General features: G+C 57.7%; 14 protein-coding genes. 5 read left to right on the top strand and 9 right to left on the bottom strand.

Features of this window, described 5'->3' with window-relative positions:
• Positions 1-45: 45 nt before the first annotated feature.
• Entirely contained in the window at positions 46-474 is a 429-nt protein-coding gene (locus tag E9531_RS13400; RefSeq protein WP_136574278.1) for a winged helix-turn-helix transcriptional regulator, read from the bottom strand.
• A gap of 251 nt (positions 475-725) precedes the next feature.
• Here E9531_RS13400 and E9531_RS13395 point away from each other — a divergent pair, with 251 nt between their 5' ends.
• Positions 726-1,484: an SDR family oxidoreductase gene (locus tag E9531_RS13395; protein WP_136574277.1), complete on the top strand. Its 759-nt coding sequence runs from the start codon at positions 726-728 to the stop codon at positions 1,482-1,484.
• Between the two features lie 61 nt (positions 1,485-1,545).
• Here the strand turns inward: E9531_RS13395 and E9531_RS13390 are convergent, their stop codons facing one another.
• The 5 genes from E9531_RS13390 to E9531_RS13370 form a co-directional block, all read right to left on the bottom strand.
• Entirely contained in the window at positions 1,546-2,337 is a 792-nt protein-coding gene (locus E9531_RS13390) for an ABC transporter permease (RefSeq protein WP_425293595.1), read from the bottom strand.
• Positions 2,334-3,569: an ABC transporter substrate-binding protein gene (locus E9531_RS13385; RefSeq protein ID WP_136574276.1), complete on the bottom strand. Its 1,236-nt coding sequence runs from the start codon at positions 3,567-3,569 to the stop codon at positions 2,334-2,336. Before E9531_RS13385 ends, E9531_RS13390 begins: the two co-directional genes overlap by 4 nt.
• Positions 3,570-3,614: 45 nt before the next feature.
• Positions 3,615-4,424, bottom strand: coding sequence for an ABC transporter ATP-binding protein (locus E9531_RS13380; protein WP_136574275.1), 810 nt, complete (start codon positions 4,422-4,424; stop codon positions 3,615-3,617).
• 231 nt (positions 4,425-4,655) lie between these two features.
• Complete coding sequence (locus E9531_RS13375) at positions 4,656-5,783, bottom strand: acyl-CoA dehydrogenase family protein (RefSeq protein ID WP_136574274.1); 1,128 nt, start codon at positions 5,781-5,783, stop codon at positions 4,656-4,658.
• Entirely contained in the window at positions 5,780-6,346 is a 567-nt protein-coding gene (locus E9531_RS13370) for a carboxymuconolactone decarboxylase family protein (RefSeq protein WP_136574306.1), read from the bottom strand. The genes E9531_RS13375 and E9531_RS13370 overlap by 4 nt, the downstream gene beginning before the upstream one ends.
• Positions 6,347-6,618: 272 nt before the next feature.
• Between E9531_RS13370 and ybiB the strand changes: the two genes are divergently transcribed.
• The 3 genes from ybiB (at position 6,619) to E9531_RS13355 (ending at position 8,520) form a co-directional block, all read left to right on the top strand.
• On the top strand, positions 6,619-7,551 hold the full coding sequence (gene ybiB, locus E9531_RS13365; protein ID WP_136574273.1) for a DNA-binding protein YbiB: 933 nt from the start codon (positions 6,619-6,621) through the stop codon (positions 7,549-7,551).
• Between the two features lie 78 nt (positions 7,552-7,629).
• The gene (locus E9531_RS13360) at positions 7,630-7,995 is read left to right on the top strand and encodes a serine hydrolase (protein WP_158291791.1); all 366 of its coding nucleotides are present in this window, start codon (positions 7,630-7,632) and stop codon (positions 7,993-7,995) included.
• Positions 7,996-8,001: 6 nt separating this feature from the next.
• On the top strand, positions 8,002-8,520 hold the full coding sequence (locus E9531_RS13355) for a hypothetical protein (protein ID WP_136574271.1): 519 nt from the start codon (positions 8,002-8,004) through the stop codon (positions 8,518-8,520).
• 61 nt (positions 8,521-8,581) lie between these two features.
• Here the strand turns inward: E9531_RS13355 and E9531_RS13350 are convergent, their stop codons facing one another.
• Complete coding sequence (locus E9531_RS13350) at positions 8,582-10,753, bottom strand: sigma-54-dependent Fis family transcriptional regulator (RefSeq protein ID WP_136574270.1); 2,172 nt, start codon at positions 10,751-10,753, stop codon at positions 8,582-8,584.
• Between the two features lie 426 nt (positions 10,754-11,179).
• Here E9531_RS13350 and E9531_RS13345 point away from each other — a divergent pair, with 426 nt between their 5' ends.
• Complete coding sequence (locus E9531_RS13345) at positions 11,180-13,030, top strand: NAD(P)/FAD-dependent oxidoreductase (protein ID WP_136574269.1); 1,851 nt, start codon at positions 11,180-11,182, stop codon at positions 13,028-13,030.
• A 164-nt stretch (positions 13,031-13,194) separates the two neighbouring features.
• Here the strand turns inward: E9531_RS13345 and E9531_RS13340 are convergent, their stop codons facing one another.
• Both E9531_RS13340 and E9531_RS13335 read right to left on the bottom strand, forming a co-directional pair.
• Positions 13,195-14,046, bottom strand: coding sequence for an SAM-dependent methyltransferase (locus E9531_RS13340; protein WP_136574268.1), 852 nt, complete (start codon positions 14,044-14,046; stop codon positions 13,195-13,197).
• Positions 14,043-14,639 (bottom strand): Maf family protein, encoded by a 597-nt coding sequence (locus tag E9531_RS13335; protein ID WP_136574267.1) that lies wholly within the window; start codon positions 14,637-14,639, stop codon positions 14,043-14,045. The genes E9531_RS13340 and E9531_RS13335 overlap by 4 nt, the downstream gene beginning before the upstream one ends.
• Positions 14,640-14,646: the final 7 nt, after the last annotated feature.

Below are 14,646 nucleotides of genomic sequence, written 5' to 3'. Positions count from 1 at the left end.
AATGCGTTGCCGCATCAACGAACGGATGCGGTGCTTTGTGAGCGGCTATTTGCCATTTCCTTGGTTATTACGCAGTTTGTAGGCCGCGCGTGCTTGCTCAATGGCCCCTAAATTCTGCTCAGCCCAGATCCACACACCGCAAAACGCGGCGCCCAAGCTCAAGCCGAGATCTGTCAGTCGATATTCCACTTTGGGAGGCACCACGGGGTAGACGGTGCGAGTGACCAGACCTTCTCGCTCCATCTCGCGTAGTGTTTGGGTCAGCATTTTTTGGCTGATACCAGTGACTTTGTTGGCCAGTTGAGTAAAACGCAGCGCGCCCTGTTCGGCCAGCACGTCAAGGATGATCATCGTCCATTTATCGGCAACCCGCGAAATCAGTTCGTTCACCAAGGCTTGTATCTGAGGATCTTTGGGGGGCTCCGCTGCCAATTGGGCTTGTACTTGGGCGTGCTTGAGGAGATCAATGTTCATGGATGTTGATGCGTACACAGAGTGCTTGTTTTATGGGCCGCACAAGAAAAAATGAAGTGGTGATTGGATTGATGCATCCATTTTTTACTTATTGGTGTGTATGGCACTTTATGGTGCCTTCTTTCCAAAAGATAGTGTAAGAGGTAATCTCCGCTTCCTTCATAGTCAGACCATAGTTTGGGGCAGTGGGTACAAGCGCGGCAGTAGCGCTAACGCATTGGCAGTGCCCCATTATTAAAAGGACGAAAACCATGCAAACCACAGGAAACACCATCCTTATTACTGGCGGCGGTTCAGGTATTGGCCGAGAGCTGGCTTTGCGCCTACATGCACTAGGCAACACCGTGATTGTCACGGGGCGTCGTCTTGAGGTTCTGCAAGCAGGTATTGCGGGTCCCCATATGCATGCCCTTGAACTGGACGTAGATGATATTCATGCCATTGAGGCATTTGCACAGCAGGTGTTGGGCACATTTCCTCAGCTCAATGTCCTGATCAACAATGCCGGCATCATGCGGTATGAGGATTTGAGCAAACACAGTGATTTATGCGATGCCGAAGCGCAAATCACAACCAATTTATTGGGAACTATCCGCATGACCAATGCATTGGTTGAGCACCTCAAGCTGCAAGCCAATGCCGCAATAGTGACCGTATCTTCTGGGCTTGCATTTGTGCCCCGTTCCGATGCCGCTGTGTATAGCGCCAGTAAGGCAGCAGTGCATGTTTACAGTCAATGTCTGCGCCAACAGTTGTCAGGGCAGGTCGAGGTCATTGAGCTGATTCCTCCTGCCATTCAGACTGAGTTAACTCCAGGGCAGTCCAATCGTGAGGGCTATATGCCGCTGAACGTGTTCATGGAGGAGGTGATGGCCTTGCTGTGTGCACAGCCTACACCGAATGAGATTGTGGTGCAGCGTGCCCGTTTGCAACGATTGGCGGAGCGTGAAGGCCGCTTTGAACAGGTTTTTGAACGCATCAATGCCAACGCTATTGCACAGCGCCGATAAAAAGACGTGGCACCCAAGCACACCATGCATTTGCCATTGTGGATGCCGGGGCTTTACGGCGTCAATCTTGGTGCGCAGACTGCTTGCTCCAGCGTTGGTACAACCAGCGTGCCAACGCATCAAGGATGTAGCCCAGAACGCCGATGACGATGATAGTAGCCATCAGCTCGTCGTAAGAGAGGCGGTCACGTGTGTCCAGGATGAAGTACCCAAGACCCGCAGAAACACCCAGCATTTCTGCGGGCACCAGCACAATCCAAGAGATTCCAATGGCCAGGCGCAACCCTGTTAGTACGTGGGTGATGACGCCGGGCAGAATGACTTGCGAAATGCTTTCCCAGCGTGTAGCACTCAAACTCGCGGCGAGACTGAGCCAGTTGCGGTCAAGGGCTGCCACACCTGCTGCAGTGTTGAGCATGATGGGCCAAACGGCGGCGAATACCAGTAGAAAAATCACTGGGGCATTGCCCACGCCCAAAATCATCACAGCCAATGGCATCCATGACAAAGGCGAGATCATGCGCATGAGTTGGAACAGTGGCCCAAATGCATTGCGAAACAGTGCCGATAAACCCATTGCCAAGCCCAGTGGGACGCCAATCAGCAAAGCCAGCAGCATGCCCCAGAAGACGCGCAGCATGCTCACCTGAATGTGTGGCCACAGCTCACCCCCCACCAGAAGCCGTTGCATGGCTTGCAGACTGGGGAGTGGTGCAAATGAGGCGGCTATGGGCGTTCGCTGCTCCAGCAACATGACGCCAAGTGCCCAGCACGCCACTGCAGCTAACAGGCCTGTGGCGGCTAGGCCCCAGCGCATGGCCAGGCCTTGGCTGCGTTGCTTCTCACGCGTCATGCATAAACCTCAGTGCGGCTCCAGCCGTTGGGCAGGTCGAATGCGGACATGCCACCCACTTGCTCGATGGCTTCTTTGGCAAAGCGGTCGTCCACCAGATCGGTTGCGGCAAAGTTGGGGTCCAGCTCTTTGAGGAATGCAGAGTCGCCTTCAAGCTGGGTGACCTGCAGTGATTTGACCAATTGCTCTGTATAGCTGGGGAACGGGTACGGCTGGAAGTCGATACGACGGCTGTTCCAGTCTTTGTGCTGAATGACGCCAGCGTCCACATAGCTTTGATAGTCGGCCGTGTTAAGCACTTTTTCCAGTCCAGGCATGGCATGCGGTGTGTATTTGCCTTCGCCATCTTTGGAGAGAATTTTGGCGGTTTCAGCTTGGTGACTGCGCACCCATAACTGTGCTTTGACGTTGGCATTGGTGACGCGCTGGACCCATTCAGGGCGCTCTTGGATGTCGCGTTCGGCAACGGTAAGAACGCAGCAGGCATGGTTTTTCCAGACATCGCCTGTAAAGCGCAGCACTTTGCCGACTTTGAGCAACTCCGCGTTGGCGTTGAAGGGGTCGGCCACGATATAGCCGCTGATGGCTTTGGTCGCCAGCGCAGAGACCATCTCCGCCGGAGGCATCACGATCAGGTTGACTTCGTTGGCCTTGAGTTTGGCATCGCGTGCGCGGCTGACGGGTTCTAGCCCGTTGTGGCGCAACACGCTTTGCAGCACGATGTTGTGAATCGAGTACCAGAACGGAATAGCAACGATCTTGCCACCCAAATCCTGCACGGTATTCACCTCTGGCGTGACCGTGATAGCGGAGCCATTGACGTGATTCCAGGCGACCACTTTGGTAGGGAACTTGGATCCATAGCGCATCCACAGCGTGGCAGGCGAGAGCATATGGATGACGTTGACCTGATTGGAGACGAATGCCTCCACCAGTTGTGCCCATGACCGAAACAGCGTGGGCTTTTCTGTGCGCAGGCCTTCGGCTTCATACAGTTTGTTGGCGTGCGCCACTAGCAGTGGGGTTGCGTCGGTAATCGGTAAATAACCGATGCGTACGGGCTGATCGTCGCCTTTGAATGCTTGTGCGCGTGCGTCACCCATGCTCAGCAGTGGGGCCGCTACAGCGGCAGTGGCCAGAGCCCCCAGACGTAAAACGTCGCGTCGGCTCAAGTGGCATGTGCAGTTGCTGCTGGTGCAAATATGCAAAGAGGAAGATGTTTTCGCAGTCATGGAGGACCTCCAATTAAAAGGAAAATGAAACAAGCAGCAATCAAACTAAGCCGGCTGCTGTAGGCGGCGTAACTCGCTGAGGATGTTGAAATGCAAGGCTGAGGCGGCGTCTGCGCTGTTCTCGCGCGGGCGTGGAATATCCACCTGCCACTCACGCACAATGCGTGCAGCGCGTTTTGGGTCAGGTCGTCCCATCAGCACAATGCGGTCGGCCACCACAATGGCTTCATCAATGTCATGGGTGACCAGCAACACGGCTGCATTCCATTGCTGCACAAGATCCACCAGCAGCATTTGCATTTCGCTGCGGGTGATGGCGTCCAGGGCGGCAAAGGGCTCGTCGGCAAACAGCAGAGCAGGCTCACGTGCCAAAGCACGTGCCAAGGCAACGCGTTGGGCCATGCCGCCAGAGAGTTGGGCGGGGTATTTGTGCTCGCGCCCAGCCAGTCCTACTGAGGCAATGGCATGGCGCACACGGGCTTGCCGTTCTTCTTTGCTCAATGTGGGTTGGTGCTTGAAATCCAGGCCAAATGCCACGTTGGCGGCTACATTGCGCCAAGGCAATAAACTGGGTTGCTGGAATACCAATGCTGCACGTGGGTGGGGACGTGTTTGCTTCGCACCTAAAAACTCAACTGTGCCACTGTGGCTGCGCGTGAGCCCGGAAAGGGCCCGCAGCAGCGTGGATTTGCCACAGCCACTGCCGCCCAACAGCGCCACGATTTCTCGTGGACGCACGCTGAGCGACACCTCTTCAAAAATCGGCTGCCCATCCCCATAGCTGAAACTTAGCGCTTGTCCGTTCAACACGGGGACAGTTGCGGCAGCGGCTGTAGTGGCAGTTGGGGCAGTCATGGGGCATTTGTGGTGTGCCTCAGGTCTTGGCCTGATAGCACGGGGGAATAAAACAAAGGGCGATTATCGTAGAGAGAGTCAGATGCAGGGGCAAACTTGGCCAGCCATTTCCCCGCACAGCCGCATCTTGGCGTTTTCAGCCAACGCTGCCCATGCCGGTGGATGCGGCAATGGAGCTGTATGGTTTGTTTGTGGGCGATAGTGCGGGGCCTTGGGCTGATGGTAGGGGTGTCAGCCTTGGGATAAAGCGGCTTTTTTCTGCGCCTGCAGTTGAAACTCCAGTTGCGACAGGCTGGGCGTGATCAGCGGAATAAAGGCCGCTTCCAGCCAACGCCGCATAAAGCCGGGAGCTTGGCCAACCAGGTAGGCTCGGCCGCCACAGGCTTGCAGTTCCAGCGCAATGGCTTCTTGAACCTGGTGCGCCAATGCGATACGCAGCTTGAACAGCGCCGCTGGTTGCGTGGTGAAGGTGCCTTGTTGCAAACCTTCGTACATTTGAGCGGTGCTTTCGAGCAAACGTTTGGACACTTGAGCGATGCGCTCGCCCAATACATCTCGGGGGCCGCAGGCATGCCGCTGTGCTGCTGCCAAACTGGCGCGGGCCAAGCCGATTGACATGCCGCATTGCAGGCTGAGAAAGTTGGGGCGAATACGGGGCAAAAATGCTTTCGCATCGGCATGCAGCAATTGCTCTGGACCAACGGGAACCTGCTGCACATCAATGGCTGCGGTGTGGCTGCCACGCATGCCTTGCAGATCAAGGTTGGCTGAACGTTGCATGCCTAGGAGGTTGCTGTCTAGGGCAAAGACGGCTGCAGGCGCCTCGTGTGTGGGTTGGACTGCTGCTGCTACGGTAAAACCAGCCGGGCGCAAGTTGGTAACCCAATGCATGCGGCCTTGTATGCGCCAACCTGCAGCCAAGTTGCCATCTGCCGTGTTGGCAGTGGCTTGCAGTTGCAGCTCTTCAATACCGCCGAGGAATTTCATGGCGTTGGACAACCCCGTAGCGCCAGCGTGCTCGCCAGCCAGCAAACTGGGCAGCAAGCGCTCACGCAGTGCGGCATTGTCTGTTTGCAGCAGCATGTCAGTCATGCAGCGGTGGCCCCACATCACAAAGGCCGCTGCCAGTGATTGTTCTGCCACATCGGCCAATGCTTCAACTACATCAACCGTTGTGCCACCCAAGCCCCCCTGTGCTTCAGGCACTCCGATGCGTGTCAGGCCTTGCTCGGCCAGAAAGGGCACCACATCGTTGTCGGTGAAGTCTGTGTACGTGCCCGTATTCAGGGCTTCGGCGTGGCTTGCCAGGCGTTTGAGCCCTGCCTGCCTTTGGTGGGCGAGTGTGGCACGGTCATTCATACGCTGCCTTTGAATGTGCCTGCAGCATAGGGCTGCAGTTGGGGATTGATGTCGTTTTGCGCTAAGTTGTTGCTGAAGTTGCACAAGGTGGCCAGACTCACGCCCAGCACAACGTCCAGTGCTTGCTGCTGTGTATAACCAGCATCCATAAAGGCTTGCAGCAGGGCGTCGGGTACGGCGCCGCGGTAAGCGATGATGGCGTGGGTGAAGGTGGCGACTGCTTGCAAGCGTGCATCATCCATAGGCTTGCCCTCATGCAGTGCCAGCACTTGTGCGTCGGTTAATACCTTGCCTTTGATGACAGTGGCTGTATGGCCCGCGACACAAAATCCACAGCCATGCAGGCGTGCTGCAGTGATTTGCACTACTTCACGCTCAGCCAAGTTCAGGCTGGTTTGGCCATTGATCAGGCCGACCGTTTGGTAGGTCTCGATCGCTTGTGGAGAGCCTGCCAGCGTGCCAATCAAATTGGGAATGAAACCCATGTTCTTTTGCACTTTTTCAACGCGGGCTTGGCTTGCCTCTGGGGCGGTTTCTTGGGTGTAGAGCGTCAGGCGTGACATCAAGGAGTTCCTCTGCATTTTCTTGGGGGAGTTCGCTCAGAATTGTCTCGCCCGTGGATGGAGCAAACAATAGCACGCTGCTCCATTCTTATGTCCAATCGTTCCATCTGCAGCTGTTCGCGTACTCGTTGTCCTTGTCGGGTTCTGTGCCAGCGTCATGCGTGCATGCGCCTGTCATGGCATTTTTGGTGAACAATAGACGTTTTGCATCTCTCTCTTTTTGAGGGCTATGAGGGTGTAGCCTGCATCCGCGTATTCAAGTCCTTCTTCTCATGAGCATCAGCCACTACATCAAAGAAATTGGCCGTGGTAAGCACGGTGCACGCGCGCTTACCCGTGCCCAGGCGCAGGACTTGTTAGCGCAAGTCCTCGATCGCAGCGTGACCGATTTAGAAATTGGCGCCTTTTGTTTGGCCATGCGCATCAAAGGCGAAACGACAGAGGAAATGCTGGGTTTTCTGGAAGCCACGCGTTTGCGAACACCGTTGATTGCTCCTGCACAGGATGGGCGTGCCACGGTGGTCATTCCCAGTTACAACGGCGCGCGCAAGTGCCCTGTGCTGACGCCTTTGCTGGCGCAGTTGTTGGTGCAGGCCGGCTGCCGCGTGATTGTGCATGGGGTGGTGCAAGACCCAGCGCGCACCACCTGTGCAGACGTTTTGCAAGCCATGGGGCATGCGCTGCTGCACAGTGCAGGGGCGGTGCGTGACGATGTGGTGAACTATCTGCCTATTGAAGTACTGTCTCCCGCAGTGGCCCAACTTCTGGCGGTGCGCCGTGTGGTAGGGCTTCGCAATAGTGCCCACAGTTTGGTCAAATTGATGAACCCATGCATGGGGCGCGCCTTGGTGCTCGGCAGTTACACCCATGCCGAGTATTTGGAGGCGATGGACGCAATTTACGTGGCCAGTGGTGCCGATGCGTTCTTGTTGCGCGGTATTGATGGGGAAGCCGTTGCTGATGGTCGACGTTTTCAGCACATCGATGCTTACTGTGCAGGGCAGAAACACAATGTGCAGCAAGCCCAAGTGGGGCGCATTACCCATGTGCCAGATTGGCCCGCCGATTTAGGTGCAGCTGCTACTGCGGATTACATCCATGCGGTGTTGGCCGGGAATTTTCCTGTGCCTGCACCGATTGCTGCGCAAGTGCGCCATGTGGTGGCTTGGGTGAATGCAGTTCCTGGGCTGTGCGCTGGCCACTGATGGTTTCTTAAATGCGGTGGTTGCTGAGGCCGGGGGCGCGTTTGCGCCACACTGCGTGCAGGAGTGGCGCAAGAGCCCGTGGTATTACAAAGTTGCCGAGCAGCGCAACCACTGGTGTGGGAGGGCATTGTGCAGGCGGCATCGCTGACTAAGCCCGCGATCGCTTTCGCGCTGCTGGAGTTGGCCTGTACTGGCCTGATTGATCTGCAGGCACCGATCTCGGACTACCTTCCACAAGGGTATGAACACAGGCAAAACCCGTTTGCCGCAGTTGCTGAGCGCAAAACGGACAAAATGCCTGTACAAACCTTGTCACGTATATCGGTGGATCAATTGCTGAACCACAGCTCCGGTCTGCCAAACTGGTCTGACGGCATTCTCGCATTGGCGTTCGAGCCGGGGACGCGGTGGCAATATTCTGGCGAGGGTTATGTGCTGCTGTAAGCCGTTATGGCGGCTGTTACCGGTGAGGATACCGCCGCGACTGTGGCGCGCTGGTGCTTGAGCCACTGGGTATGCACGACATCGCGGATGTTTTTGACGCAGGACATTCGTGCCGGTGTGGTGCAGGGCACTGGCTGGTTTGGCAGTCTCCAGCATTTTGAATTCACCGAGCCTAATGCGGCTGCTTCCATGTACACCACCGCAGGCGATTATGTGCAACTGCTCGGTGCGTTGACTGCGCGCCGCGATTTTCTAAACATGATCCTGTCAGATGTCTTTGCAGTTGACCCTCAATTTGGGGTGTCGTGGGGCATGGCTGGGGTTGAGCAAGCAGAGGCAGGTACTTATCTTTGGCAATGGGGCAACAATCTAGGCTATCGCGCTTTTGAGATGATGTCGGTGGCTGCGGGGGATGGTTTTGTGCTGATGACCAATGGCGAGAAGGGCTTGCGCTTGGCCGCTTCTCTGGCGCAATCAGTGCTGCCTGCGAACCATGGTTTTTTCCGTTTCCCCCTGTTGGGGTAGGTATGGCCATTCAGAAAGAGTGGTAGCCCGTGCTTGGGTGTTTGCGGCGCTTTAGCAGCTTTTAATGAGGCTCCGATCTATTCCAGTGCACTTGACGCGACCCAAGTAGGCGCTGGATTCGGCGATGGATGGTAGAGCGGTTGACACCCAGTATGCGTGCTACTTCAGACACGTTGCCTTGGCATTGCGCGAGCAATTGTTCCAACTCTTGTGCAGGCTGCGCAGAAAAGCTGGCGCGCCCCTCAAGATGACGTGGCCATGCAGATGGTTGCGCAGAGGTGGGGTATGTGGTTTCCGAGTGGGCGACTACTTTGCCACCGTTCAGCGATTGTGCAGTAGACATTTGCAAGGTTTCAGGCAAGTGCTGCAGGTCGATGGTTGCCATCAAGGCCAAGCCTTTACCTAGGGCCTGATCCTGATGCCAATAAGGGCTGCAGCAAGGCGCGTCGCACAACGCAGTAGCGTAACGCAAGCAGTTATGCAGTTCCCGCAGGTTGCCGGGCCACGGATAGGACTGCAGTGCGATGCGTGCCGCTTCGCTCAAGGTGTAGTGCAGCGGTTGGGCTGCTTGAGCGTCAGTATGGCTGGCGTTGTGCTGCTCACTGAGCTGCGTCAGTAAACGCTCCACCATCGCGAGCACATCGCTGCGCTGGCGCAGCGGTGGCAAGACCAGTTCAGCAGCATTGAGCCGGTAGAGTAAATCTTGGCGGAATTCACCGGATGCAACGCTGTGGGCCAATGTGCGGTGTGATGCTGAGATCACGCGGATATCCACGGGTTTGGCTTCGTGCGCCCCCAATGGTGTCACACAAGATTCTGACAACACGCGCAGCAGCTTGGCCTGCAAGCCCTGAGGCATATCGCCAATTTCGTCGAGAAAAAGGGTGCCGCCATGAGCTGCTTCAATTAAGCCGTGGCGACCTTTGCTGGTACCTCCTGTCCAGGTACCGGGCAAGTAACCAAACAGCTCACTTTCCAGCAGTGGTTCTGGAATGGCGGCGCAGTTGATGGCGATGAAGGCCCCTGTGCGGCCACTGCATTGGTGCAGTGCTCGGGCCAAGTATTCTTTTCCTGCGCCAGTTTCGCCTTGAATGAGAATGGGCAGTTTTTGTGCAGCGAGCTTGGCCGCTTTGAGCAGCAAAGCGTGTATGGCGGTATCGCCCGCGTGCAAGGTCTCCAACACGTTTGGGAGTGTAAGGGGCGCTGTGGTCGGTGGATGCTCGTTTGGCCCTGTGTTAAGACCTGCTTGAGTTGCTGCCCGGGGGCTGCGCGGCACCGTGCGTTGTGGCTCCATCGCGTGGGCAAACACAATGCTGCCATCGCGGGCACGCAGAATGCGCTCTTGGGCGGCGCGGTTGCGGCGCAACTCGGGCAAGTGGCATGCGTCGCAGTCGAAAAAATGCTCCAGCGGCTGGCCAATCAGGCTGTGGCGCTGGCGCCAGTCGATGCCAGCGATGGTGCTCAGGCTGTGCGCACCCGCATGGGTCATGGCGCGGATGCGGCCCCTGCCATCAATGCTGATCGCTGCATCGGGGTCAACATCGAGAAAATCCGGCGACTGCGCAAAGCGCAACACCCAGTCACTGCGCGATTGCGCCATCAGGTTGGCCAGCTCCACCCGGCGCGCTGCGGCGATCACCAGATTCAAGGCCAAACTTTGGCTGGCGCGCTCCTTGGGTGCTTGCAACAAGGACAAATCCAGCACCGCAGCCAGCTCGCCGTGCAAGTCATAAATAGGCGCGGCGGTGCAGGACAGCTGCGAATGCGTGAAGTCAAAATGGTCGCTTTGATGCACGACCAGCGCATCGCCGCTGGCCAAACAAGCACCAACCGCCGAAGTCCCAGCGCGGTCTTCACGCCATTCGGCCCCCAGATACAAGCCCGCTTGGCGCAAGTCCTGCGCCTGGGCTTCGTGGCCTAAAAAATCCACCGCAATGCCGTGGCGGTCGGCCAGCAGCAACACATAGTCCAGGCCTTTGAGTTGCTGGTAGAGGTGCTCCAAACCGCTGCGGGCAATGCGAATCAAGGGCTCGGATTCTTCGCGGTGCACGCGCAGCTGGCCTTCGGGCACGATGTAGGCCTCGCAGGTTTGCGCCGGATCGAGCTGGTGGTGGTCGATGCAACGACGCCAGCTGCTGAGCACCGCCCGGTCGCGTTCATGCGCATGCGTCGGATAGCCTTGGCCAAAGGCTTCAATCTCCTGAATATGGGCGGTGTGGGACTGTGAAGGCATGGTTTGATCGTGGCGCGTGGCGGTTGCTGGATCAAGGGCGCGGCCTTGGCGGCAACGCTTGTGCAGTCCATTGTGTTGGCAAAGCCTGGCAGTGGGAATAAGGATTACCCAAGTGCCGTGCTGCAGTGCAGCAGGGATGCATGCAACACCTGTTGCAGCGACGGCATGTGGGGCATCGGCTGCAACGCCTGTGGCGCAACAGCCAGGCTGTGCACAGCCGGGGGGCTTATGGATTGTCCGTATTAGGTATTTTCAAGTTATTGAAAAATAAAACAAAAAATCAAAAATACCAATGACAGATGGGTTGGCATAGGCTTTGCTGATAGCACTGTTGTGCGGGGGCTTCAGGCCTGTGCATGGAATTGCAAATCCATGCCACTGCCGCTTGAAACCCCTGCGCATGCCACACCACAACAGGAGACAACAATGAACCAATCGACCACTGCCTCTCAACAAGCCGTGCGCTTGGCAGCTCAAGCGCCAGAACCCGCCCGTGCCCAAGTACAAGCCCTGCTGGACCAGCTCAACAACGCGCTGGCACGCCGTGATAGTCAAGCCGTGGCCGATTTGTTTGCCGCCGAGTGCTACTGGCGGGATCTGGTCTTGTTCACCTGGAACCTCAAAACCATGGAGGGCCAAGTGGCAGTCAAACACATGCTCGATGCGCAATTGCAGGCAATCGAGTCGGCGGTGTTTGGCATTGACCCTAACGAGCTGACCGACGAAGCCGATGGCGTGACCTCGGCCTGGATCACGATTGATAGCAAGGCGATGCGCGGCTATGGCCATGTGCGCATCAAAGAGGGCCGCATCTGGACCTTGCTGACCACCGCGCAGGAACTCAAAGGCCATGAAGAACCGATGGGCACGCGCCGGCCGATGGGGGCCGAGCACGGCATTCGCCGTGGCCGCCAAACCTGGCAAGACCGCAAGCAGGAAGAAGCGGCCAATCTCGGCACCACCGAGCAACCTTTTGTCTTGGTGATTGGCGGCGGCCAAGGTGGCATTGCACTGGGCGCACGCCTGCGCCAGCTGGGGGTTTCGCACATCGTCGTGGACCGCTATGCGCGCCCCGGCGACCAATGGCGCAGCCGCTACAAATCCCTGTGCTTGCACGATCCAGTCTGGTACGACCATTTGCCTTATATGCCGTTTCCCGACAACTGGCCAGTGTTTGCGCCCAAGGACAAAATTGGTGATTGGCTGGAGATGTACACCAAGGTCATGGAGGTCAATTACTGGGCCTCGACCAATTGCTTGAAAGCCCAGTACAACGAAGCAGCCAGAGAATGGGAAGTGACGGTGCAGCGCGATGGCCAGGAGCTGGTGATTCGGCCCAAGCATTTGGTGTTTGCCACCGGCATGTCGGGCAAAGCCCATGTGCCCACGATCCAAGGCCAGGACGTGTTCAAGGGCGAGCAGCAGCACTCTTCGCAGCACCACGGCCCCGATGCCTACCGTGGCAAAAAAGTGGTGGTGATTGGGGCGAATAACTCGGCCCACGATATTTGCGCTGCCTTGTGGGAGCACGGTGCGGATGTGACGATGGTGCAGCGCTCGTCGACCCACATCGTGCGCTCGGACTCGCTGATGGACATTGGCCTGGGCGATTTGTACTCTGAGCGCGCTGTGGCCAGCGGCGTGACGACCAAGAAAGCCGATTTGATTTTTGCCTCCTTGCCTTACCGCATCATGGCTGATTTCCAGGTGCCCTTGTACGACCGCATTCGTGAGCGCGATGCCGAGTTCTACCAACAGCTCGAAGACGTGGGCTTTATGCTGGACTTTGGCGATGACGACTCGGGCCTGTTCATGAAGTATTTGCGCCGCGCCTCGGGCTACTACATCGATGTAGGCGCTTGCGACTTGGTGATAGATGGCAGCATCAAACTGCAATCGGGCAAGGACATCAGCCATTTGACCGAAAACGCCGTGGTGCTGGACGACGGCACCGAGCTGCCCGCCGATCTGGTGGTGTATGCCACCGGCTATGGTTCGATGAATGGCTGGGTCGCAGACCTGATCAGCCCCGAGGTCGCCAACAAAGTCGGCAAAGTCTGGGGCCTGGGCTCAGACACCACCAAAGACCCCGGCCCGTGGGAAGGCGAGCAGCGCAATATGTGGAAGCCCACCCAGCAAGAGGCCATGTGGTTCCATGGCGGTAACTTGCACCAGTCGCGCCATTACTCGCTGTATTTGGCCTTGCAGCTCAAGGCCCGCGAAGCTGAACTGCCGGTGCAGGTGTATGGTTTGCAGCAGGTACACCATACGCGCTAAGCCCGTCTCTTGTTGAGGGCAGACACCACACAGGCCGCCACCGTGTTTGAAACAGACAACGGTGGCGCTGGGTGAATTAAAAAAGCCGCTTCATCTGCGTGAAGCGGCTTTGATCGTGTGGGCGCTGGCGCAGCGCGCTAATAGCGTTTTTACGATCTTAGCCTTCAACAGCCAAAAATAAACACCGCTGGGGTTTTGCCATCCATTGGGCATTCTTCGCCTTGCTTGCGCCAGCTTTTGACCGACTGGCTTTGGCTGCGTGCAGTTGGCAGGCTGATGCCGCTGTGAATCGACAGCCAGGTATCGGCCTGCAAGTGCTGCAGACAGGCCTGCCAGAGCTTGGCATTGCGGTAGGGCGTTTCGATGGCAATTTGCGCCTGGCCAGTTTTGCGTGCATGGGCTTCATACATGCGCAAGGCGTTGGCGCGGGCCGAGTCGTCTTGCGGCAGGTAGCCGATGAAGGCAAAGCTTTGGCCGTTCAGGCCCGAGGCGGCCAGTGCCAGCAGCAACGAGATTGGGCCGGTTAGCGGCACCACGCGCAGGCCCAATTGGTGGGCGGCGCGCACAATTGAGGAGCCTGGATCGGCCACGCCAGGCATGCCCGCTTCACTCACAAGCCCCATATCGTGCCCGTCCAAGGCCGGTCTGAGCAAGCTGCGTGGGTCAAACGCCGGTGGGTCTGTGCGTTTGGGCGTTGGATTTTTCGCGCCTTTGGCGGCGGGGCTGGTTTTTTGCCCGGCATGGTCGCCGACCTTGTGCACTTCGCGCGGCAGCTCGACCATTTGCATGGCTTGCAGCGGGTGTGCCAGCGGCACATGTTCGTCAATGCGTTTGAGGTAGGCACGCGCGGTTTTGGCGTTCTCGACAATCCAGTGCTGCAGTTGCGCCGCTTGTTGCAAGGTACCGGCTGGCAGTACATCGGTCAGCGGGGCTTGTTCGCTGCAGCCAAAATCCAGTGGCGCAGGCACCAGGTACAAAGTGCCGCGTGGGCGTGGAGTCGGTGTGGGTGTCGTCATGGAATTTGCAGCCCGGCTTGGCGCAGCATATGGCAGGTTCGGATCAAGGGCAGGCCAATCAAGGCGGTCGGGTCGTCGTTGACGATCGAGTCCAGCAGGCTGATGCCTAAACCTTCGCTTTTGGCGCTGCCTGCACAGTCGTAGGGTTGCTCGGCCAGCAAATAGCGCTCAATCTCGGCCAATGTCAGGGCGCGAAAGTGCGTGCGGATTTCGGCCACTTCCAGCGTTTCAAAACCACTGGCCTGGCAGACCACGGCGACTGCGGTGTGAAACACCACGGTCTGGCCGCTCATTTGGGTCAGTTGTGCAATCGCACGCTCGTGGGTCAGCGGCTTGCCCAAGGGCTGGCCGTTCAGGTCCGCGACCTGGTCCGAGCCAATCACGATGGCGTCTGGAAAACGCTGGGCCACTTCGCGGGCCTTGGCCAGTGCCAGGCGTTTGGCCAGCGGCTGGGGCGTCTCGCCTGGCTGCGGGGTTTCGTCGACATCCGGGGCCTGGCTCTCAAAAGGCAGGCCCAAGCGGGACAGCAACTCGCGGCGGTAGCGCGAGGTCGAGCCCAAAATCAAAGGGCGGGGGGAGGGCACAAGTGTCATGGCAGTT

The sequence above is a fragment of the Lampropedia puyangensis genome, assembly GCF_004833285.1.
GTDB lineage: Bacteria > Pseudomonadota > Gammaproteobacteria > Burkholderiales > Burkholderiaceae_C > Lampropedia > Lampropedia puyangensis.
The sequence above is the reverse complement of the archived record's forward strand: the minus strand, read 5'-3'. Positions and strand labels throughout refer to the sequence as shown.